Source organism: Agromyces arachidis (assembly GCF_052805135.1).
In genome coordinates this window covers 287,057-308,222 of sequence record NZ_JBRBDK010000001.1, presented here as the reverse complement: position 1 = coordinate 308,222, position 21,166 = coordinate 287,057, and the positions used below count along the sequence as shown (strand labels likewise).

Annotated in this window: 16 protein-coding genes; 7 read left to right on the top strand and 9 right to left on the bottom strand. The window is 72.8% G+C overall.

Translation table 11 applies throughout. The features are described 5' to 3' along the window. Positions 1-70: 70 nt before the first annotated feature. From ACUY4T_RS01480 to ACUY4T_RS01465, 4 genes are all read right to left on the bottom strand, one after another. Positions 71-898 carry a hypothetical protein gene (locus tag ACUY4T_RS01480; RefSeq protein WP_446017121.1) on the bottom strand — a complete coding sequence of 276 codons (828 nt, stop codon included), beginning with the start codon at positions 896-898 and terminating at the stop codon, positions 71-73. Between the two features lie 153 nt (positions 899-1,051). Beyond that, positions 1,052-1,765, bottom strand: a complete 714-nt coding sequence (locus tag ACUY4T_RS01475; protein WP_446017120.1) for a hypothetical protein — start codon at positions 1,763-1,765, stop codon at positions 1,052-1,054. Between the two features lie 151 nt (positions 1,766-1,916). Continuing rightward, entirely contained in the window at positions 1,917-3,038 is a 1,122-nt protein-coding gene (mnmA, locus tag ACUY4T_RS01470; protein ID WP_446017119.1) for a tRNA 2-thiouridine(34) synthase MnmA, read from the bottom strand. 162 nt (positions 3,039-3,200) lie between these two features. After that, a complete protein-coding gene (locus ACUY4T_RS01465; protein WP_446017118.1) occupies positions 3,201-4,436 on the bottom strand; it encodes a cysteine desulfurase family protein in 1,236 nt (411 codons plus the stop codon). Between the two features lie 50 nt (positions 4,437-4,486). Here ACUY4T_RS01465 and glgX point away from each other — a divergent pair, with 50 nt between their 5' ends. The 3 genes from glgX to ACUY4T_RS01450 are packed head-to-tail and all read left to right on the top strand — an operon-like array spanning position 4,487 to position 7,326. Beyond that, entirely contained in the window at positions 4,487-6,634 is a 2,148-nt protein-coding gene (gene glgX / locus ACUY4T_RS01460; protein WP_446017117.1) for a glycogen debranching protein GlgX, read from the top strand. Beyond that, positions 6,634-7,131: a Cys-tRNA(Pro) deacylase gene (gene ybaK, locus ACUY4T_RS01455; protein WP_446017116.1), complete on the top strand. Its 498-nt coding sequence runs from the start codon at positions 6,634-6,636 to the stop codon at positions 7,129-7,131. The genes glgX and ybaK overlap by 1 nt, the downstream gene beginning before the upstream one ends. After that, positions 7,132-7,326 (top strand): hypothetical protein, encoded by a 195-nt coding sequence (locus ACUY4T_RS01450; protein ID WP_446017115.1) that lies wholly within the window; start codon positions 7,132-7,134, stop codon positions 7,324-7,326. It abuts the gene before it with no gap. A 46-nt stretch (positions 7,327-7,372) separates the two neighbouring features. On the opposite strand, the gene glgP is transcribed toward ACUY4T_RS01450, so the two are convergent. Then, positions 7,373-9,937 carry an alpha-glucan family phosphorylase gene (gene glgP, locus ACUY4T_RS01445; RefSeq protein ID WP_446017114.1) on the bottom strand — a complete coding sequence of 855 codons (2,565 nt, stop codon included), beginning with the start codon at positions 9,935-9,937 and terminating at the stop codon, positions 7,373-7,375. 187 nt (positions 9,938-10,124) lie between these two features. Between glgP and ACUY4T_RS01440 the strand changes: the two genes are divergently transcribed. Together ACUY4T_RS01440 and glgB are read left to right on the top strand one after the other, a co-directional pair. After that, positions 10,125-12,083, top strand: a complete 1,959-nt coding sequence (locus ACUY4T_RS01440; protein ID WP_446017406.1) for an alpha-1,4-glucan--maltose-1-phosphate maltosyltransferase — start codon at positions 10,125-10,127, stop codon at positions 12,081-12,083. Continuing rightward, positions 12,076-14,280 (top strand): 1,4-alpha-glucan branching protein GlgB, encoded by a 2,205-nt coding sequence (gene glgB, locus ACUY4T_RS01435; protein WP_446017113.1) that lies wholly within the window; start codon positions 12,076-12,078, stop codon positions 14,278-14,280. Before ACUY4T_RS01440 ends, glgB begins: the two co-directional genes overlap by 8 nt. 49 nt (positions 14,281-14,329) lie before the next feature. On the opposite strand, the gene ACUY4T_RS01430 is transcribed toward glgB, so the two are convergent. Both ACUY4T_RS01430 and ACUY4T_RS01425 read right to left on the bottom strand, forming a co-directional pair. Beyond that, complete coding sequence (locus tag ACUY4T_RS01430; RefSeq protein ID WP_446017112.1) at positions 14,330-15,289, bottom strand: tetratricopeptide repeat protein; 960 nt, start codon at positions 15,287-15,289, stop codon at positions 14,330-14,332. Continuing rightward, complete coding sequence (locus tag ACUY4T_RS01425; protein ID WP_446017111.1) at positions 15,286-17,166, bottom strand: DUF8094 domain-containing protein; 1,881 nt, start codon at positions 17,164-17,166, stop codon at positions 15,286-15,288. The genes ACUY4T_RS01430 and ACUY4T_RS01425 overlap by 4 nt, the downstream gene beginning before the upstream one ends. 203 nt (positions 17,167-17,369) lie before the next feature. Here ACUY4T_RS01425 and ACUY4T_RS01420 point away from each other — a divergent pair, with 203 nt between their 5' ends. Both ACUY4T_RS01420 and ACUY4T_RS01415 read left to right on the top strand, forming a co-directional pair. Then, complete coding sequence (locus ACUY4T_RS01420; protein ID WP_446017110.1) at positions 17,370-18,980, top strand: DivIVA domain-containing protein; 1,611 nt, start codon at positions 17,370-17,372, stop codon at positions 18,978-18,980. Positions 18,981-19,007: 27 nt separating this feature from the next. Then, positions 19,008-20,072: an AI-2E family transporter gene (locus tag ACUY4T_RS01415; RefSeq protein ID WP_446017109.1), complete on the top strand. Its 1,065-nt coding sequence runs from the start codon at positions 19,008-19,010 to the stop codon at positions 20,070-20,072. On the opposite strand, the gene ACUY4T_RS01410 is transcribed toward ACUY4T_RS01415, so the two are convergent. Together ACUY4T_RS01410 and ACUY4T_RS01405 are read right to left on the bottom strand one after the other, a co-directional pair. Next, complete coding sequence (locus ACUY4T_RS01410; protein WP_446017405.1) at positions 20,057-20,821, bottom strand: alpha/beta hydrolase; 765 nt, start codon at positions 20,819-20,821, stop codon at positions 20,057-20,059. The genes ACUY4T_RS01415 and ACUY4T_RS01410 overlap by 16 nt on opposite strands. 11 nt (positions 20,822-20,832) lie before the next feature. Continuing rightward, positions 20,833-21,141, bottom strand: a complete 309-nt coding sequence (locus ACUY4T_RS01405; RefSeq protein ID WP_446017108.1) for an Rv1322 family protein — start codon at positions 21,139-21,141, stop codon at positions 20,833-20,835. Positions 21,142-21,166: the final 25 nt, after the last annotated feature.

The following is a 21,166-nucleotide window of genomic DNA, read 5'->3' as shown; positions in this document are numbered from 1 at the left end:
CCGACGCCGCCGTGTCCCGGCGGGGTGCGCGGCCCCCACCGCGCACCCCCTCCGGCGCTGCGCCCCCGCGCTAGACGCCGAAGCCGGCGGCGTCCACCTTCCGGTGATACCGCGTGCCGGTCCTGCCGCCGAGGATCGCTCCGCCGAGGCTCGCCGCGATCACGGCGACGAGCGCGATGATGCCGGCGACGGTCAGGTCGCCCTCCGTCACCGGGATCCGCGGGAAGGTGTTGAGGTTCGCGAGCACGTCGTACTGGCTGCCCGCGATCGCGGCGATCACCGCGCCGACCAGGGCGATGACCACGGCCCACAGCCAGACGGCGATCCCCTGCTTCATGCCGTTGAAGCGAGCCATCCGGCCCGCGACGTAGCCGCCGGCGAAGTAGGCCACGAACAGGATCACCACGAGCGCGATGATGCCCACCACGCCGATCGTGGTCGCCTCCTCGGCGACGGCCTCGTCGACCTGCGCGCCGAGCGTGCCGAGCCCGAGCGCGGCGCCCGTGGCGGCCAGCAGGGCGGTCAGCAGCACCGCCACGCCGACGGCCGTGAGCCAGCCGAAGAACGCCGTGCCGAACTTCATGCCGCCGAAGCGCTCGCGCTCGCGGTCCACGACCGCCGCACGCACGGCCGGGTCGGCGACCGGACGGTCGTCGTGCACGACGCGGCGCTCGCGGTCGTCGCGGATGCCGTCGCCGTCGCGATCCACCGCACGGGCGTCGTGCGCCGCGACCTCGCGGTCGTCGCGGATGCCGTCGCCGTCACGATCCACCGCACGGGCGTCGTGCGCCGCGACCTCGCGGTCGTCGCGGATGCCGTCGCCATCGCGGTCGACGTGACGCGGTTCGGCCGGGGCCGTGTACGGATCGCCTCCGGGGCGTTCGGATGAGGTGCTCATGGTGGGTCCCCTCTCGTCGTCGTCGCCGCGCGGCTGGGCGCCACCGGCGCAGGCACGACGTTACGGCGGTCCGGGACGGCCGTCACGGGCCTTGACAGGTGACGCTTCCGTCCGGATCGAGCACGCAGCGAACGCTCGGCCGACGCTCAGGGATCAGTCGTCGAGCCCCGCCCGGTCGACGCGGCGGTGGTAGCGCACCCCGACGACGCCGCCGAGGACGGCGCCGCCCAGGCTCGCGAGCAGCAGGACGACCGCGGCGAGGATGCCCGCGAGGGCGAACGCGTCCGGATCGATCGGCACACGACGCAGGGCCTGGCCCACGATCGCCGCCGCCGCGCCCCGAGCGTCGAGGAGCGCCCCGAGGACGCCGACGATGACCGTGATCACGACGGCCCAGAGCCAGACGACGACGCCCTGCGCGACTCCGCTGAATCGCGCCATCCGGCCGGCGACGTAGCCACCGCAGTAGAACGCGGCGAGGACGATCGCGGCGAGGACGCCGACGACGAGCCACCCGAGGGTTCCGCCGTCGACGGGTCCGACGCCGGACGAGCCCCACGGGTCCGGGATCACGCCGAGGCCCAGCAACGCGTCGACGACGACCAGGACCGCGGTGAGCAGTCCCGCCGTGGCCGCGGCGATGAGCACGCCGAAGAACGCGGAACCCACCTTCGGCCCGCCGAACGCGACGCGCTGCCGCTCGGCGAGGGTCTGTGCGGTCACCGGCGCGGACTCGGGGACGGCGTCCCAGGGGTCGGGGTCCGGCTCGGACGTCGCCACGGCGACCGTCGTGGGCGCGGTGTCGAGCCGGCGGAAGGGCTCGGCGGGATCCCGGGTCGGATCCGCGGGGTACAGGGGGTAGGACACGACAGAACTCCTCGTCATGTGCCGGGCCGGGGGCGCCGCGACGCGAACGCACGAGAATCTACGCGATCGGGAACCCGAAATCGAGGATTCTGTCACCCGTTCGGGGGATATTCACGGCTCTGCCCGACTCGACGGGCTCCCCCTCCGACGGTCACGCGCCGGCCGGGACGGCGCTCACCGTGCGGTCGATCGTGCACTGGCCCAGCACGCGGGTGCCCACGTACACGACGGCCGTCTGGCCCGGCGCGACGCCGCCGAGCGGCTCGTCCGGGGTGATCACGAGCTCCGGCGCTCCGGCGGCATCCGTCGCCACCCGAGCGACCGCGGGAACGGGATCGGCATGCGCCCGGATCTGCACCTCGCATTCGAAGGCGTCGGACGGGTCGACCGGGGGCTGCCCGGCCCAGGTGAAGCGCGCGCCGGCGATCTCGGCGACCGCGAGCGCCTCCTTCGGACCGACCACGACCGTGTTCTCCTTCGGGCGCACCTCGAGCACGAAGCGCGGCCGGCCGTCGGGCGCGGGCGTGCCGATCCGCAGGCCGCGGCGCTGTCCGACCGTGTAGGCGTGGGCGCCCTCGTGCGTGCCGACGACCTCGCCCGACCGGTCGACGATGTCGCCGGTGGCGGTGCCCACCTTGTCGGCGAGCCAGCCGCGGGTGTCGCCGTCGGGGATGAAGCAGATGTCGTGCGAGTCGGGCTTCTGCGCGACGCTCAGACCGCGGCGCGCCGCCTCCTCGCGCACGAGCTGCTTCGACGGCGTCTCGCCCAGCGGGAAGTAGGCGTGCGCGAGCTGCTCGGCCGTGAGGACGCCGAGCACGTAGCTCTGGTCCTTCGCCCAGGCGCTCGCGCGGTGCAGTTCGCGGTTGCCGTCACCATCCGTCACGATCGTCGCGTAGTGGCCCGTGCACACCGCGTCGAAGCCGAGCGCGAGCGCCTTCTCGAGGAGCGCGGCGAACTTGATGCGCTCGTTGCAGCGCATGCAGGGATTCGGGGTGCGGCCGGCGGCGTACTCGGCGATGAAGTCGTCGACGACGTCGGCCTTGAACCGCTCGGAGAAGTCCCACACGTAGTACGGGATGCCCAGCACGTTCGCGGCGCGCTGGGCGTCCATCGAGTCCTCGATCGTGCAGCAGCCGCGGCTGCCGGTGCGCAGCGTGCCCGGCATGCGGCTGAGCGCCAGGTGCACGCCGACCACGTCGTGCCCGGCCTCGACGGCGCGGGCCGCCGCGACGGCGCTGTCGACGCCGCCGCTCATCGCTGCCAGGACTCGCATGGGTCCCAGTCTACGAACCCCTGCCTGCACCCCGGCTGGACTCCCTTTCTCAGGACCCGTGCGGCGCGATCGCACCCTTCTCAGGACGACACGCCGGTCGCGAACGCGACACGCCGCATAACTCCTGAGAAAGGTGGCTGCAGCGGATGGCGCGGGCGGGGGTCAGCGGTCGAAGCTCGTGGCCCGGCCCGCCATGCCCGCGCGGGTCGCGCGCTCGACCGCCGCGGGCAGCGCGCCGAGGAACGCGTCGACGTCGGCCTCCGTCGTCGTCCACCCGAGGGTGATGCGCAGCGCACCGCGCGCCTCCTCCTCGGATCGGCCCATCGCGAGGAGCACGTGCGAGGGTTCGGGCACGCCGGCCTGGCACGCCGACCCGGTCGAGACGGCGACGCCGGCGGCATCCAGCAGGAAGAGCAGCGAGTCGCCCTCGCAGCCGGGGAACGAGAAGTGCGCGTTGCCGGGCAGCCGGCCCTCCGGCGAGGGGTCGCCCGACGGCCTCGCGGCGGGCACGGAGGCCGCCACGCCCGCCACGAGCCGGTCGCGCAGTCGCGCCATCCGCTCGTTCTCGCCCTCGAACCCCTCGAATGCGGCGCGCGCCGCGGCCGCGAACCCGGCCGCCGCGGCGACGTCCTGCGTGCCCGAGCGGATGCGACGCTGCTGCCCGCCCCCGTGCAGCAACGGCTCGATGCGGGTCGTGCGGTCGAGCACGAGCGCGCCGATGCCGACCGGTCCCCCGATCTTGTGCGCCGACAGGCTGATCGCGACCAGCCCGGCCCCCGCCGGCGCCCGCGTGTCGCGCCGCATGCCGTGCAGGTCGATCGGCACGTGCCCGTACGACGAGATCGCGTCGACGTGCAGCGGGACGCCCGCGCGCGCGCAGAGCTCCGCGACCTCGGCGACCGGCGCGATCGTCCCGACCTCGTTGTTGGCCTGCAGCATCGTCACGAGTGCGACGGATGCCGCGTCGCGCGAGAGCTCCGCGGCGAGCGCGTCGACCTGCAGCCGGCCGAGCGCGTCGAGCGGCAGTTCCACGACCTCGGCACCGTCGACGCCCGCGAGCCAGTCGAGTGCGTCGATCGTGGCGTGGTGCTCGCCGCCCGGCACCAGGATCCGCCGCGCGCCGGTCTCGGCGGCTCGCCGCCAGAACAGCCCCTTCACCCCGAGGTTCACCGCCTCGGTGCCGCCGCCGGTGAACACGACCTCGATCGGGTCGGCGCCGACCGTCGCAGCGACCTGCTCGCGCGCCTCCTCGAGCAGGCGCTTCGCCTCCTGCCCCGCCGAGTGGATCGACGCGGGGTTGCCGACCACGCGCAGCGCCCGCGTGACGGCGCCGATCGCCTCGGGCCGCATGGGCGTCGTCGCCGCATGATCGAGGTAGACGGGCTCGCGACGGAGCATCGGGCACCTCCTGGACGGGAACCGGTTCCGCACGAACTACTGTAGTTCGCATGTCTCCGGCCGACCCGCTCCGCGACCTGGGCGTGCGGACCGGTCCGGAGGGTGGCGTGATCCGCGTCTGGTCGGCCCACGCGACCTCGATCGAGCTCGTGGTCTTCGACGCGGAGGACCTGGACTGGGCCGCCGTCAGGGTGTCGCTCGAGCGCGACGAGCACGGCGTGTGGCAGGCCGCGTCCGCGGCCCTCACTCCCGGCGCCCGCTACGGGCTGCGCGTCGACGGTCCCGCCGGCATCGAGCACGCGTTCAATCCGGTGCACACGCTCCTCGATCCCTGGGCGCGAGGGCTGCAGCGCGCCGACGACGGATCGTGGCGCGGCGTCGCGGTCGGTTCGTTGGAGTCGGAGGGCTTCGACTGGGGCGGCGCCCGCAAGCCGCGCGTGCCGCTCGACCACACGGTGGTCTACGAGACGCACCTCAAGGGGTTCAGCCGCCTCAACGAGCGGGTCCCCGCGCACCTTCGCGGCACCTACGCGGGGCTCGCCCACGACGCCTCGCTCGAGTACCTCACCGGCCTCGGCGTCACGACGGTCGAGCTCCTGCCCGTGCAGGCCTTCGTGCCGGAGGAACGCCTCGTCCGGCAGGGGCAGGTCAACTACTGGGGCTACAACACGCTCGGGTTCTTCGCGCCGCACGCGCCCTACGCGAGCCCGGGGGCCCAGGCGGGCGGGCCGTCGGCGGTGCGACGCGAGTTCGCCGGGATGGTGAAGCGGATGCACGAAGCGGGCCTCGAGGTCGTCCTCGACGTCGTGTACAACCACACCGCCGAGGAGGGCCGGCAGGGGCCGACGTACAGCCTCCGGGGCATCGACAACGCGGCCTACTACCGGCACGACGCGCACGGCCGCTACGTCGACACGACCGGGTGCGGCAACACGCTCGACTTCGGCACGGATGCCGCGATGCGGCTGGTGCTCGACTCCATGCGCTACTGGGCCGACGAGTTGCAGGTCGACGGCTTCCGCCTCGACCTGGCCGCGACCCTCGGCCGCGACGCGCTCGGCGCCTACTCCCCCGGGCATCCGCTGCTGCAGGCGATGCTCGCCGACCCGGTGATCGGGTCGGGCAAGCTGATCGCCGAACCGTGGGACGTCGGCCCGTACGGCTGGCAGACCGGCAACTTCGCGCCGGGCTTCACCGAGTGGAACGACCGGTACCGCGATCGCATGCGCGACTTCTGGCTGGGCGACCTGCGCCGCGAGCGCCATGGCGAGGCAGGCAGCGGCATCGGGCGCTTCGCGACGCGGCTCGCGGGCTCGGCGAACACGTTCGCGCACGCGCGCGGCCCGCTCGCCAGCCTGAACTTCATCACCGCGCACGACGGCTTCACGCTCGCCGACCTGACGGCCTACGACGCGAAGCACAACCTCGGCAACGGCGAGCACAATCGCGACGGATCCGACCACAACAACTCGTACAACCACGGGGTCGAGGGGCACGCGGATGACGCGGGCGTCGCGTCGGCTCGGCGGCGCAGCATCCGCAACCTGCTCGGCACCCTGCTGCTCTCGGCGGGCGTGCCGATGCTCACCGCCGGCGACGAGTACGGCCGCAGCCAGCGCGGCAACAACAACGCGTACTGCCACGACTCCGAGCTCACCTGGCTCGCGTGGGACCCGGCCGGACGCGACGACGCGATCGAGGCGACCGCGCGTCACCTCCTGCGCATGCGTCGGGACAACCCCGCGCTGCGCCCGGTCCGCTACGGACGATTCGGCGAGCGCGTGCCCAGCGCGTCGCAGATGGACTGGTACAACGCGCACGGCGAGACCATGACGATCGACCACTGGAACGACCCGTCGCAGCGCACGCTGCAGTTCCTCGCCGCGTCGACCCCCGAGTTCGAGGACTTCAACCGGATCCTCCTCGTCGTGCACGCGTCGGAGTCCGATGCCGAGGTGCTGCTGCCCGAGCATCCGGGGGTCGACGAGTACGAACTGCTCTGGGACTCCTCGCGCGAGCGGCCCGACGGCGAGCTCGGCACCCGGCATCCCCCGGGTCGTCGACTCGGCATGCCGCCGCAGTCGATGCGGCTCTTCCGGGCGCACGGCGATCCCGCGCCCGTGCTCGTCGACGCGGCGTCGGCGGGCACCGCCGACGGCGTGCCGGACACCGCGCCCGAGAGCGAGCGCCCGGGCTGATGGCGAAGCGCTCGGACGGATCGACCGGCACCCCGGCGACGGTCGCGCTCGCCCGCGCCGGCATCGCGTTCAGGGCGCTCGCCTACGAGCACGACCCACGGGCCGCGGCCTTCGGGCTCGAGGCCGCCGAGAAGCTCGGGATCGACCCGGAGCGGGTGTACAAGACCCTCCTCGCGGACGTCGACGGCGGGCTCGTCGTCGGCATCGTCCCGGTCGCCGTCCAACTCGACCTCAAGGCGCTGGCCGCCGCGGTGGGCGGCAAGCGGGCCGGGATGGCGGACCCGTCGCTCGCGGAGCGCCGGACGGGCTACGTGGTCGGGGGCATCAGTCCGATCGGGCAGAAGGTCGCGCTGCCGACCGTGCTCGACGAGTCGGCGATCCTGCACGAGACGATCCTCGTCTCGGGAGGCCGTCGCGGGCTCGACCTCGAGCTCGCACCCGACGACCTGATCGCGGTGACCGGCGGCCGATACGGCGCGATCGCACGGAGGCAGTGAATGGCGTTCGTCGTCGACTTCCTCACCTGGAGCGCCGTCGTCGGCGTCGTGCTCTGCATCCCGCTGCTGGTGCGCGCCTGGCGCGCGGAGGTGCTCCGCGGCGACGACCCGCAGTTCCGCGCGACGGGGGTCTTCCCGCGTCTCGTGCGCGCCCTGCGCCGCGCGGTGTCCCCCCGCGACGCGGACCCGAGCTGACCGGCGTCCCGGCCGCCCCCGGTGCCGGGGACGGCCACCCGGCCGGTCAGCCGGCCGCGGCGACGAGGCCGAGTTCGGCGGGCGAGCGCAGCAGCGGATGCCGCGGCACGACGCGCACCGTGTACCCGAAGGCGCCGGCCCGGTCGAGGGTGATCGTCCCCGTGTAGACGCGCGTGGCGGCATCCGTCGACGAGGTGCCGTCGGGCCGCAGTTCGGCGATGCGGGCGTTCTCGATGCGGTCGTCGCCGTGCGAATGCCCGTAGACCACCTCGACCGACACGTCCTCCGGGGACAGCCAGCCGAGCGCGACGTGCGCACGCAGGTGCAGCTCGTCGCCGACGTGCGGGGTCGACTCGAGCCCGCCGGACTCGACGTGCGAGACCTGCACGCCCTCCCACGCCGCGCGCACCCCCGCGACCCATTCGGCGAGCTCGCGGGCGGGCTTCGCGCCGTCGGCTCCGACCACCGCGGCATGCTCGGCCGCCGGCCGGTAGAGCCGCTCGACGTACTCGCGAACCATGCGGTCGGCGCCGAGTTCGGGCGAGAGGTTCGCGAGGGTCCGGCGCACGCGCGTCATCCACTCGGCGGGCACGCCGTCGTGGTCGCGGTCGTAGAAGAGGCGCGTGATGCGGTGCTCGAGCAGGTCGTACAGCGCGGACGCCTCGAGCCGATCCCGCTCGGCCGGGTCGGGCGAGGCGTCGGCGGTGGGGATGACCCAGCCGTGGTCGTCGGCGGCGTACTCGGCCCACCAGCCGTCGAGGATCGAGAGGTTGAGCGCCCCGTTCATCGCCGCCTTCATGCCCGACGTGCCGCACGCCTCGAGCGGGCGGAGCGGGTTGTTCATCCACACGTCGCAACCCGGGTAGAGCCGCTCGGCCATGCCCATGTCGTAGTCGGGCAGGAAGACGATCCGCTCGCGCAGCTCGGGCTGCTGGGCGAACTGCACGAGGCGCTGGATGAGCCGCTTGCCCTCCTCGTCGGCCGGATGCGCCTTCCCGGCGATCACGAACTGCACCGGGCGGTCGGGGTCGGTGAGGATCGCCGTGAGCCGCTCCGGATCCTGCAGCATGAGCGTCAGCCGCTTGTAGGTGGGCACGCGCCGGGCGAAGCCGATCGTGAGCACGTCCGGGTCGAGCACGCGCCGGACCCAGTCGGGCGCGACGGCCCCGGCGTGCTGGTCGGCCCACGCCGCCGTGAGGCGGCGTCGAGCGTCCTCGACGAGCTGGAGGCGCATGCTGCGCTTGACGCCCCAGAGCTCCGCGTCGCTCACGGCCGGGCTCAGCCAGTCGGCGTGCTCGGTGTCGTCCGTGCCGAGCTGCGCCTCGGCGAGCGCGAGGAGGGCCGGATCCGTCCAGGTGGGCGCGTGGACGCCGTTGGTCACGGACGTGATCGGCACCTCGTCGGCGTCGAATCCCGGCCAGAGGTCGGCGAACATGGTGCGGCTCACCTCGCCGTGCAGCTTCGACACGCCGTTCGCGTGCTGGGCCAGGCGCAACCCCATGAAGGCCATGTTGAACGCCGACTCGTCGGGGTGCACGCCGGGCTCGAGCCCCAGCGGCAGCGCATCGCCCGGGTCGATGCCCGGGAGCAGGCCCGACTCGAGGTACCGCGCGACGAGCGCTCGGTCGAAGCGGTCGATGCCGGCCGGCACCGGGGTGTGCGTGGTGAACACGGTGCCGGCGCGAACGAGCTGGAGCGCCTCGGCGAACGACATCCCGTCGCGGATGCAGGCCGAGATCCGCTCGAGGCCGAGGAAGCCCGCGTGCCCCTCGTTCATGTGGAACACGTCGGGGAAGTGCCGGCCGGAGAGCTCGCTCCACACGCGGAGCGCGCGCACGCCTCCGACGCCGAGGAGGAGCTCCTGCTGCAGCCGGTGCTCGCCGCCGCCGCCGTAGAGGCGGTCGGTGACCTGCCGGAGGTCCTCGTCGTTCGCCGGGATGTCGGTGTCGAGCAGGAGCAGGGGCACGCGCCCCACCGATGCCTGCCAGACGCGCGCGTGGAGGCTGCGATCGCCCGGGACGGCGAGCGTCACCTGCACCGGCGTGCCGTCCGCGTGCCGCAGCACCGACAGCGGGAGCCCGTCGGGGTCGAGGGCGGGATAGCGCTCCTGCTGCCAGCCGTCGGGCGCGATCGCCTGCGAGAAGTACCCGGCCTTGTAGAACAGCCCGACCGCCACCAGCGGCACGCCGAGGTCGGACGCCGCCTTGAGGTGGTCCCCCGCGAGGATGCCGAGGCCGCCGGAGTACTGCGGCAGCGCCGCGGTGATGCCGAACTCGGGCGAGAAGTACGCGATCGTCCGCGGGGTGCTCGCTCCGAGCGACTGGAACCAGCGCGGTTCCCCGAGGTAGCGGCGGAGGCCGTCGCGCTCGCGTTCGGCCCACGCCACGAAACCGCCGTCGTGCGCGAGCTCGTCGAGCCGCCGCGGGTCGACGTCGCCCAGCAGGGCGATCGGGTCGCGCCCGGAGCGCTGCCATCCGGCGGGGTCGATGTGCTCGAACAGGCGCTTCGTGGGCTCGTGCCACGACCATCGGAGGTTCGCGGCCAGCTCCTCGAGCGCGGCCAGCTGCGGCGGCACCACGGCCCGGACGGTGAACTTGCGGATCGGCTTCACGGGGTCAACCATAAGCGCCCGCGTGTGACGGTGACGTGAACGGATGCCGCCCCCGGAGCCACCCGTGCACTGCACGGACCTTCTCGCGCAATCCGTCGTGCGCACGGCGCATCCGCGCTACGGTCGGAACGTGACCAGCCGAACCGTGCTCGCCGGCCGGATCCCCGTGACCCGGCTCACGCCAGCCCTGCCCGATCCGCGTTGGAACCCGAAGGCGTTCGCCGGGGAGGTGGTCCCGTTCGGCGCCACGGTGTTCCGCGAGGGGCACGACCTGGTCGGCGCGATGCTGGTGCTCACGAGTCCGTCCGGTGCGCGCCAGCGTCACCGGATGCGCGCCGGCGCGCCGGGGACCGATCGGTGGGAGGCGAAGGTCCGCCTCGACGAGCCCGGCCTGTGGCGTTGGCGCGTCACGGGCTTCGGCGACGAGATCGGCACCTGGGTGCACGACGCGTCGGTGAAGATCGACGCGGGGGTCGACGTCGACCTCATGTACGAGATCGGCGCGCGCCTGATCGACCGGGCGGCCGCCGAACAGGGGCGGCCGTCGGCGGTGCGGAAGCTGCTGAAGGCCTACGCGACCTCGCTGCGCGACGCCGACGCCGCGCCGTCCGACCGCCGCGCGCTCCTCGAGAGCCCGCTGCTCGCCGAGTTCGACCAGCGTCCGCTGGCGCGCCTCGCCACCGACTCGCCCCGGCACGAGATCCGGGTCGAGCGGCGTCGGGCGGGCGTCGGCTCGTGGTACGAGTTCTTCCCGCGATCGGAGGGTGCGCGGCAGCGGAAGGACGGCTCATGGCAGTCGGGCACGTTCCGCACCGCGCAGAAGCGCCTCGACGGCGTCGCGGCGATGGGCTTCGACGTGGTCTACCTCCCGCCGATCCATCCGATCGGGGTCGCGTTCCGCAAGGGCCCGAACAACACGCTGAACCCGGGTCCGCACGATCCCGGGTCGCCGTGGGCCATCGGCGGCGCCGACGGAGGGCACGACACCGTCCACCCCGACCTCGGCACGCTCGCCGACTTCCGCGCCTTCGTCCGCCGCGCCGGTGCGCTCGGCATCGAGATCGCGCTCGACCTGGCGCTGCAGGCGTCCCCGGACCACCCGTGGGTGGCCGAGCATCCGGAGTGGTTCACGACACTGCCCGACGGCACCATCGCCTACGCGGAGAACCCGCCGAAGAAGTACCAGGACATCTACCCGATCAACTTCGACGAGGACTTCGAGGGCCTCGTGGCCGAGGTGACCCGGATCGTCCGCCACTGGATGAAGCAGGGCGTGCGCATCTTCCGCGTCGACAACCCGCACACCAAGCCGCTGAAGTTCTGGGAGCGGCTCATCGGCGACATCAACGCGACCGACCCCGACGTGGTGTTCCTCGCCGAGGCGTTCACGCGGCCGGCCATGATGCAGGCGCTCGCCATGGTCGGCTTCCAGCAGTCGTACTCGTACTTCACCTGGCGCAACACCAAGCAGGAGCTCGAGGAGTTCCTGACGAGCGTGTCGCAGGAGACGGCCGACTTCATGCGGCCGAACCTGTTCGTGAACACGCCCGACATCCTGACCGAGTACCTGCAGTTCGGCGGGCCCGCGGCCTTCACGGTCCGGGCGACGATCGCCGCCACCGCCGCACCGACCTGGGGCGTGTACACGGGCTTCGAGTTGTTCGAGTCGGTCGCGCGCCCCGGCGCCGAGGAGGCGATCGACAACGAGAAGTACGAGTACAAGCCGCGCGACTTCGCCGCCGCGGAGGCCGAGGGCCGGTCGCTCGCGCTCTACCTCGGCATCCTCAACCGGATCCGCAACGAGCACCCGGCACTCGGCCAGCTCCGCAACATCCGCTTCCACGCCAGCGACGACGACGCGGTCCTCGTCTACTCGAAGCACCTCGAGGGCCGCTTCATCGACGGCCGCGCCGACGACGACCACGACACGCTCATCGTCATCGCGAACGTCGACCCACACTCGGTGCGGGAGACGACCGTGCACCTCGACCTCGCGGCCATCGACGTCGCGCCGGGCGAGGCGATCCGCGTCGAGGACCTCGTCACCGGCGACCGCTGGGACTGGGGCGCGCACAACTACGTGCGCCTCGACGCGTTCACCCAACCCGCCCACATCCTCCGAGTGATTCGAGGCACGGATGACTGAGACCGCCCCTGTCGCACCGCCGGCCGTCGACGACGGGCTGCTGCTCGCCGTCGCCGAAGGGCGCCACCACGATCCGCATTCGGTACTGGGAGCCCATGGATTCGACGTTGCCGGGGAGGGCGGGTCGCACACCGCGATCCGCGTGCGGCGACCGCTCGCCGCCTCCGTCGACGCGCTGCTCGACGACGGCGGCATCGTGCCGCTCTCGCACGTGTCGCACGGCATCTGGGCCGGCGCCGGCACGTTCGGGGCCATGGGCTACCGGGTCCGCGCGCGCTACGACGACGGCAGCGAGTGGGTGGCCGACGACCCCTACCGCTACGCGCCCACGATCGGCGAGCTCGACCTGCACCTCATCGCGGAGGGCCGCCACGAGGAGTTGTGGAAGGTGCTGGGCGCGAACCACCGCGTCTACGACTCCCCCGTCGGCGCGCTCCGCGGGGTGTCGTTCACGGTCTGGGCCCCGCGTGCGCGGGCGGTGCGCGTGGTCGGGGACTTCAACCAGTGGGACGGCACCGGCCACGCGATGCGGAACATGGGCGCCTCGGGCGTCTGGGAGCTGTTCGTCCCGGGCATCGAACCCGGCGAGGCCTACAAGTTCGAGATCCTGACCCAGGCCGGCCACTGGACGATGAAGGCCGACCCGATGGCGCGACGGGCCGAGATCGCCCCGGCGACCGCGTCGGTCGTCGCGACCACGACCCACGAGTGGGACGACGGCGAGTGGATGGCGCAGCGCGCCGAGTCCGACCCGCACCAGCTGCCGATGAGCATCTACGAGCTGCACCTCGGCTCGTGGCGCCCGGGCAAGGGCTACCGCGACGTCGCGGACGAGCTCATCGAGTACCTGCAGTGGCTGGGGTACACCCACGTCGAGTTCATGCCCCTCGCGGAGCATCCGTTCGGCGGCTCGTGGGGCTACCAGGTGACGGGGTACTTCGCGATCACGTCGCGCTTCGGCTCACCCGACGACCTCAAGTACCTGATCGATCGCCTCCACCAGGCGGGCATCGGGGTGATCATGGACTGGGTCCCGGGCCACTTCCCGAAGGACGAGTGGGCGCTCGCCCGGTTCGACGGCGAACCGCTGTACGAGCACCCGGACCCGCGACGCGGCGAGCAGAAGGACTGGGGGACCCTGGTCTTCGACTACGGCAACCCCAGGGTGCGCAACTTCCTCGTCGCCAACGCGCTGTTCTGGCTCGAGGAGATGCACGTCGACGGGCTCCGCGTCGACGCCGTCGCCTCGATGCTCTACCTCGACTACTCGCGCGAGGAGGGCGAATGGCTCCCGAACCAGTACGGCGGGCGCGAGCACCTCGAGGCCATCGGGTTCCTCCAGGAGGCGACCGCGACCGCGTACAAGCGCAACCCCGGCATCGTCATGATCGCCGAGGAGTCGACGTCGTGGCCCGGCGTCACCGCGACCACCTCGTCGGGCGGGCTCGGGTTCGGCTACAAGTGGAACATGGGGTGGATGCACGACACCCTGCAGTACGTCCAGCGCGACCCGATGTACCGGTCGCACCATCACGGCGAGCTCACGTTCTCGTTCCTCTACGCGTTCAGCGAGCACTTCATCCTCCCGATCAGCCACGACGAGGTCGTGCACGGCAAGGGCTCGCTCGTGCGGAAGATGCCGGGCGACCACTGGCAGCAGCTGGCGAACACGCGCGCGTACCTCGCGTACATGTGGGCGCATCCCGGGAAGCAGCTGCTGTTCATGGGCCAGGAGTTCGGGCAGTTGTCCGAGTGGAGCGAGGAGCGCGGCCTCGACTGGTGGATCCTCGACCAGCCGAGCCATCGGCAGCTCGCCGAGCTTGTGGGCCAGTTGAACGGCGTCTACCGCGACACGCCCGCCCTCTGGCAGCTCGACGACGATTCGGCGGGCTTCGAGTGGGTCGAGGGCGGCGCTGCGGAGCTCAACGTGATCGCGTTCCTCCGTTACGACCGCGAGCGACGACCGCTGCTGTGCATCGTCAACTTCGCGGGCCGGCCGCACGAGGGCGTGCGCCTCGGCCTGCCCGGCGCGGGGCGCTGGCACGAGGTGCTGAACACGGATGCCGCCGAGTACGGCGGCTCGGGCGTCGGCAACCTCGGCGGCGTCGAGGCCACCGCGGACCCGTGGGCGGGCCGTCCGGCGTCGGGCGTGTTCACGCTGCCGCCGCTGGCCGCCGTCTGGTTCCGGCCGGAGTGATCGCCGGTCCCGTCGGCTCCCGGAGCCGGGGCCGACGGTCGCCGTGCCGTCAGTAGAGCAGCATCGCCAGCCGGCGGCGGGCGGCCGCCACGCGCGGATCCTCCACGCCGACGACCAGGAAGAGTTCGAGGAGCCGCTCGCGGACCGCGTCCCTGCCCGCCGCGTCCAGCGTCGGGAAGAGGTCGAGCAGGCGCGCGAACGCGTCGTCGACGTGCCCGCCGGAGAGGTCGAGGTCGGCCACGTCGAGCTGCGCGTCGAGGTCGCCGGGAGCCGTCGCGGCCCGGTTGCGGATCTCGTCGAGCGTCCTGCCCTGCAGTCGACCCAGCAGGTTCGCCTGCGCGAGCCCGGCGACGGCGAGGTCGTCGCGGGGATCCTGGGCGATCGCGGTGCGGTACGCCGATGCCGCGGCGTCGTAGTCGCCTCGGGAGATCGCGTCGAAGGCCTCCTGGTGCAGCGGCGGCAGCGGCGGCTCCTCGAGCTCCGGCGACTCGTCGCCGGCCGCCGCTTCGTCGCCCATGGGGACCTGCGCGGTCACGCCGTGCTGGGCGGCGAGCTCGAGGAGCTGGTCGAAGACCTGGTCGATGACCTCCTCGGGCTGGGCACCCTGGAACAGCGGGACCGGCTGGCCGGCGACGAGTGCGACCACGGTCGGCACGGACTGCGCCTGCAGCGCCTGCACGAGCTGCGGGCTGCGGTCCGCGTCGGCGGCGGCCAGCACCAGGCGGCCCTGCCGAGCCGTGACGAGCTGCTCGAGCGACTGCACGAGCTGCGCAGACGGCTCGCTCCAAGACGCCCACAGCACGACGACGACGGGCACGCTGCGCGAGAGCTCGAGCACCTGGCCGAACGACTGGTCGTCCGTCGCGACGACGAGGCGGTTGACGGGGGCGTCGCCGTCGCGGCCGGGAGCCGACTCCGGGCCACGCCGCTCGTCGCGGTGCACGAGCGAGGACAGGTCGACCGCGCCGCGCAGGTTGGCGGGCAGCTGCGGGGGGACGGCGTTCGTCACGGGACCTCCGAGGCTCCGATCAGGCTCTCGGACCAGCCGAGCAGACGGATCTGCTCGTCGGACCCGATCGCGGGCACGTAGAACATGAGCTGGATGCCGATGACGCGCTGGACGCCCTTGGCGCTCTTCTCGTCGAACCCGGAGAGCGCGGCGCCCGGCGCGCCTGACTCGAAGCCGATGGTGCCGCCGTCGTTGGGCGTCACCTTCTCGGTCTGGGTCAGCGAGACGGTGACCAGGGCGCCGGAGTCGTTCGTGGCGAGCGCGACCGTGGGGCTGTCGCCGACCGCGTTCGAGAAGGCGATGTCGGCGGTCTCGGGGAGCGCCGCGGCGATGGCCTGCTGCCCCTCGACGCCGAGCTGCTGCCGGATCACGTCGCCCTCGGGGTCGAAGAACGGCGCGAACTCCGATTCGTCGCCCTTGATCAGCACATCGGCATACGCGGGCGCGATCTGCCCGGTCGGCATCACCAGCCCCTTGAACTCCGGGTTGATCGGCGGCGCGCCGATCGAGGCGGGGGCGACCTCCGGGACGTCGGCGTCGGGGACGAGTGCCGTGGCGTACAGGATCTTGTAGTTGTCGCGCGGCGTCTCCTGCTGCAGCACGAGCGCCGTGGGCGCCACCGTCTCGTCGTCGTTGTTCTGGGCGATCGTCAGGACCGTGCGCGGCCAGCCGGCGGCCTGCTGCGGCAACGTCAGCGTGAGCGGCGACGCGGGGATCGCAGGGAGCTTCGGGTGATCGGGCAGGGAGCCGCGGATCGTGTAGTTCGCCTCGCGCGCCTCGAGCGCCGGACCGGTGAAGCGCTCGGAGAGCCGCGCGGTGTCGCGAGCCTCGTCCACCTCGGTGGTGAACACCGCGATGCGGCGCATGATGCGCTCCATCTGCGGGACCGTCACCGCCGGCGTGACCGCGGGCGCGTCGTCCTCCGCCGCCTCGCCGTCGTCGCCCGTGCCGGTCGTCGCCGGGGGCGTGGTCGCCGCGGTGGTCTCCGGCGCGGCCTCGAGGTCGGGCCAGTAGTCCGGGGAACAGGCGGTCAGCGCGAGTGCGGGCACCAGCAGCACGGGGACGATCGCGATGCGGCGCGCCTGACCGCGCGAGCGGTGCCCGCCCGATCCGGACGGCAGTCCGCGGGACGCGCGGGACGGGCGCGGGGCGCGCATCAGCTTGCCCTTCGGGCCCTTCGGGAGGTTGCGACGCGGGCCGCGCGAGCGGCGGTGGCCGATGACGCCCCACACCACCAGCAGGGCGCCGATCAGGAAGAGCAGTGCGCCTCCGGCGATGAGCGGCCCCGCCCACGGCGTCGAGTTGTCCAGCGGCCACGACACGGTGATCCGGCCCGGGGCCGGCTCGCCCTCGCTCGAGGCCAGCAGGACGGCGATGCCCTCGGGCACGTCGACCGTGGTGCTCACCGTGCGGTCGCCGGTCAGCTCGTCGAGCCACAGGTCGCTCCCGGCCGGGAGCACGACCGGCTCGCCCTCCGGGTCGGGCTCCGCGGTCGCCTCGGGCTCCGCCGTGGCCTCGCCCGGTGCGGCGGGGTTGGAGTCCTCGACGGGCTGGGCCACGACGACCTCGTCGGTGAACTCCCCCGACTCGGCGTCGTAGCCGACGCTGGTGTGGGGCTCATCGCCGATCCACGCGAGCACGTCGGCCGTGCGCCCGTACGAGAGGAACACGGCCTGCCCGCCGGAGACGGTGATCGACTGCTTGCCCTCGTGGGCGGCGAGCGCCTCGGGCTGGAGGACGATGTACTCCGCCTGGTTCTCGACGACCGTCCCCAGAGCCACCTTGTCCGGTTCGAGGAAGACCGTTCGTTGGGCGATGCCGAAGCCGACCATGACGGCGGCGGCGGCGAACGCCAGGATCGCGAGAACGAATCGCACGCAGTTAACCTCCAGGCCGCACGGAAGCGGCATCCGACAAAGACACCCAACCCTAGCGGCGCAGTCTGGGAGTCGCCTAACGGGAGTCTGGACGCGCCGTGGACGAGCCGGGCCACCACGTTCGCACGCCTCGCCGTATGATCGGAGTCGACCCGCGCCCCCCACAATCCCCCACAACGCGGGACACGACCACGGAGGAAGAATTGGCCGTCGAAGAGACCGAGTTCACCCAGGTGTTCCGCGGATACGACAAGGATGAGGTCGATCGCAGCATCAACGCGCTGCGCCGCGAGATCATCTCGGCGAACAACGCGACGGCCGAGGTGCAGAAGGACAACAAGCGCCTGAACGCCCGGATCGAGGAGCTCACCGCGGAGCTCGAGGAAGTCGGCAGCCCGACCTTCTCCGGTCTCGGCACGAAGCTCGAGAACACCCTCCGCGTCGCCGAGGAGCAGTCGACCCGCCTGATCGCCCAGGCCGACATCGACGCCGAGAAGCTCCGCCGGGCCGCAGAGGACGAAGCGCACCTCATGCGCTCCGATGCCCACGAGCTCGCCGAGCGCACCCTCTCCGAGGCACGTGCCCAGGCCAACCGCCTGCTCGAGAACGCCCGGGCCGAAGCCGACGACATGGTCGCGCGCGCGCAGGAGGCGAGCGAGCAGTTCCGCGACGACGCCAACCGCGACTCGGCCGCCATCCGCGGCGCCGCCACGACGGAGGCCGCCGAGGCGCGGGCCATCGCCAAGCGCGAGGCCGCGGCCCTGGTCGCCGACGCCGAGCGCAAGGCGGCCGAGCTGCTGGTGGCCGCGAACACCGAGGCCAACGAGGCCCGCGCCGCTGCCGCCGGCCTCCAGGAGGAGACCGAGCAGACCCGCGCCGAGGTCGCCGTCGAACTCGACCAGAAGCGCGCCGAGCTCGCGAAGGAGACCGAGCAGGCCCGCATCGACCTCGCCCGCGAGACCGAGCAGGCGCGCATCGACCTCGAGCGCGAGTCCGCGGAGTCGCGCGCCGCGATCGAGGCCGAGGTCGAGGAGCGTCGCGCAGCGCTCGAGCACGAGCTCGAGCAGGCCCGCACCGACCTCGCCCGCTCCCTCGACGCCGAGCGCGCGAAGCTCGCGCAGGAGCGCGAGCAGACCGCGGTCGACCTCGAACGCGAGTCGGAGACCGCGCGCCTCAAGCTCGAGCACGAACTCGGCCGCATCCGGGCGAAGCACGCCGCCGAGCTCGAGCAGATGCGTGCGGACCTCGCGCTCGAGCAGGAGCAGGCCCGCGCCGACTTCGAGGCGGAGGCCGAGCAGGCCCGCATCGACCTCGACAACCAGCTCACGTCGATGCGCAAGAAGACCACGCACGAGGTGAACCGGATGCGCCGCGAGATCGAGCGCGCCCGCATGGAACTCGACTCCGAGCTGGCCACGAAGCGCGACGAGGCGGAGCAGGAGCTCCTCGCCGCACAGCAGGAGGCCTCCGAGCAGACCAAGAAGTTCCTCGACGACGCCAATGCCGAACTGGCCGACGCCGTCGCCCGCACCAACGACGCGCGCGCCGAGGCCGACCGACTCGAGAAGGAGGTCCGCGGCGAGATCGCCGGGGCCCGCGAGAAGGCCGACGAGGAGGCGCGCGAGCGGGTCGCGGCCGCGCACGCCCAGGCGCGCAAGCTCATCTCCGACGCCGAGGAGCGCACCCGCGCGCTCGTGTCCGATGCCGAGGACCGCCTGGCGCAGATCAAGATCGAGCGCGATGCGGTGGCCGGCTACTTCGAGAGCCTCCGCGGCGTGCTGACGCAGGCCGAGCAGGTCGCGAACAAGAAGTAAGCGCGAGCGGGCGGACAGGGCGCGACGGTGAGGATCCAGAACGCGTTCCGGCTGGCCCTCGTCGGCACGCTCGGTGTCGGCGCGGGCCTGCTCATCCTGGCGGCCGTCGCGAACCTGTCGACGATCCTCACCTACGTCGGAGCCGCGCTCTTCCTGGCCCTCGGCCTCGAGCCCGCCGTCAGCGGGCTCGAGCGCCGGGGGCTTCCGCGTTGGGCGGCGATCCTGCTCGTCGTGCTCGGGGTGTCCGCACTCGTCGCGGCACTGCTGCTCGCCGTGATCCCGATCATCGTGGAGCAGGTCGGCGAGCTGGTCGCGCTCATCCCGGTGATCATCGCCCAGGTCAACGGCGTGGACTGGATCGAACGCCTGCAGGAGCAGTTCCCGCTGCTCGCGATCGACGAGATCAGCGCACAGGCGGGCGCCGCCCTCACCGACTTCTTCACCAACCCCGACAAGCTGAGCGAGCTGCTGGGCGGGGTGTGGCAGGTCGCCCTGGCGATCGGCAGCGGCGTGTTCGGCGTCCTCATCGTGGCGGTCCTCACCGTCTACTTCACCGCGTCACTCGACGCGATGAAGCGAGCGGTCTACCAGCTCGTCCCGGCTTCGCGCCGCGCCAGGTTCGCCGACCTCACCGAGCAGATCACCCAGTCGGTCGGTCGCTACGTCATCGGCCAGGTCTCGCTCGCCGCGGTCAACGGAGCGCTGAGCTTCGCGTTCCTGTCGATCATCCGCGCCCCGTTCCCGGCGGTGCTGGCGTTCGTGGCCTTCCTGTTCTCGCTCGTGCCGCTGGTCGGCACGCTGACGGGCTCGATCATCATCGTGCTCGTGTGCCTCATCCCCGGGGTCGGCTCGCCGCTCACGGCCCTCGTGGCGGCGGTGTACTACCTCGTCTACATGCAGGTCGAGGCCTACGTGCTGGCGCCGCGCATCATGAGCCGGGCGGTGCGCGTGCCCGGGGCCCTCGTCGTCGTCGCCGCCCTCGCGGGCGGCACGCTCCTCGGCATCCTCGGCGCGCTCGTCGCCATCCCGATCGCCGCGGCCATCCTGCTCATCATCAAGCAGGTGGTCATCCCGCGTCAGAACGAGCGCTGATCCGAGCCCGCCTCGTCGGCCTCCGGCGCGACGGATGCCGCGGGCCACTCGGTCGGCAATGGCGACGCCACCGGGTTCACCGCTCGGACGATCTCGTCGAGCACCCGGCGCGTCTGGGACTCGCCGACCCACAGGTGCTTGCCGCCCGCCACGTCGATCCGCGTGAGGTGGGGCAGGTCGGCGAAGCGCTCGGCGGCCTCCGCCGGCTTCAGGAAGTCGTCGTGCTCGGGGATGAGCGCCACGAGCGGCACGCCCGCACCGCGCCAGCGCGCGAGCTCCTCGTCGCTCGTGCGATGCAGCGGCGGGGAGAGCAGGATCGCACCGGCGATGCCGTGCTCGAGGCCGTACTTCAGGGCGAGCTCGGTGCCGAACGACCAGCCCACGAGCCACGGACTCGGCAGCCCCCGCTCCGCGACGAATCGCATCGCGGCCGCCACGTCGGCGCGTTCGGCGACGCCCTCGCCGAACTCGCCGTCGCTCGTGCCCCGCGGTGACGACGTACCGCGGGTGTTGAAGCGCAGCACCGCGAGGTCGGCGAGCGCGGGCAGGCGGGCGGCGGCCTTGCGCAGGACGTGCGAGTCCATGAAGCCGCCCGCGGTCGGCAACGGGTGCAGGGTCACGAGCGTCGCGACCGGGGGGCGGTCGAGCGGCGTCGCGAGCTCGCCGACGAGCCGCAGCCCGTCGTCGGTGCGGAGCTCGACCTCCTCGCGGCGGGCGGGGAGTTCGACTCCCGCTCGGATCTCGATCATCGCCTGGTCGTTCACGTCGGTCCGATCCTCCAGCAGTGCGTGTGCCAATGCCGCCTCGAGGCGAGGTCGGCCGCGTCGCCGAGCACGCCGTCGGCGCGCCAGGCGACCAGGTGCGCCGTGCCCGGTTCGACGTCGAGGCCGCAGCCCGGGCACCGGTAGGCCTTCACCGCCTGCGCCTCGGACACCGGCTGCACGTTCCACTCCCGTCCGGCCCTGACCTCGGTCCGGCGCCAGCCGGCGGTCAGGGCGGACACGTCGAGTTCGGGGTGGGCCTCACGCGATCGCGCGGCACGGCCACGGGAGCGGTTCGAGCGAGCCATCCGTCCAGTCTACGATCGCGGGGCG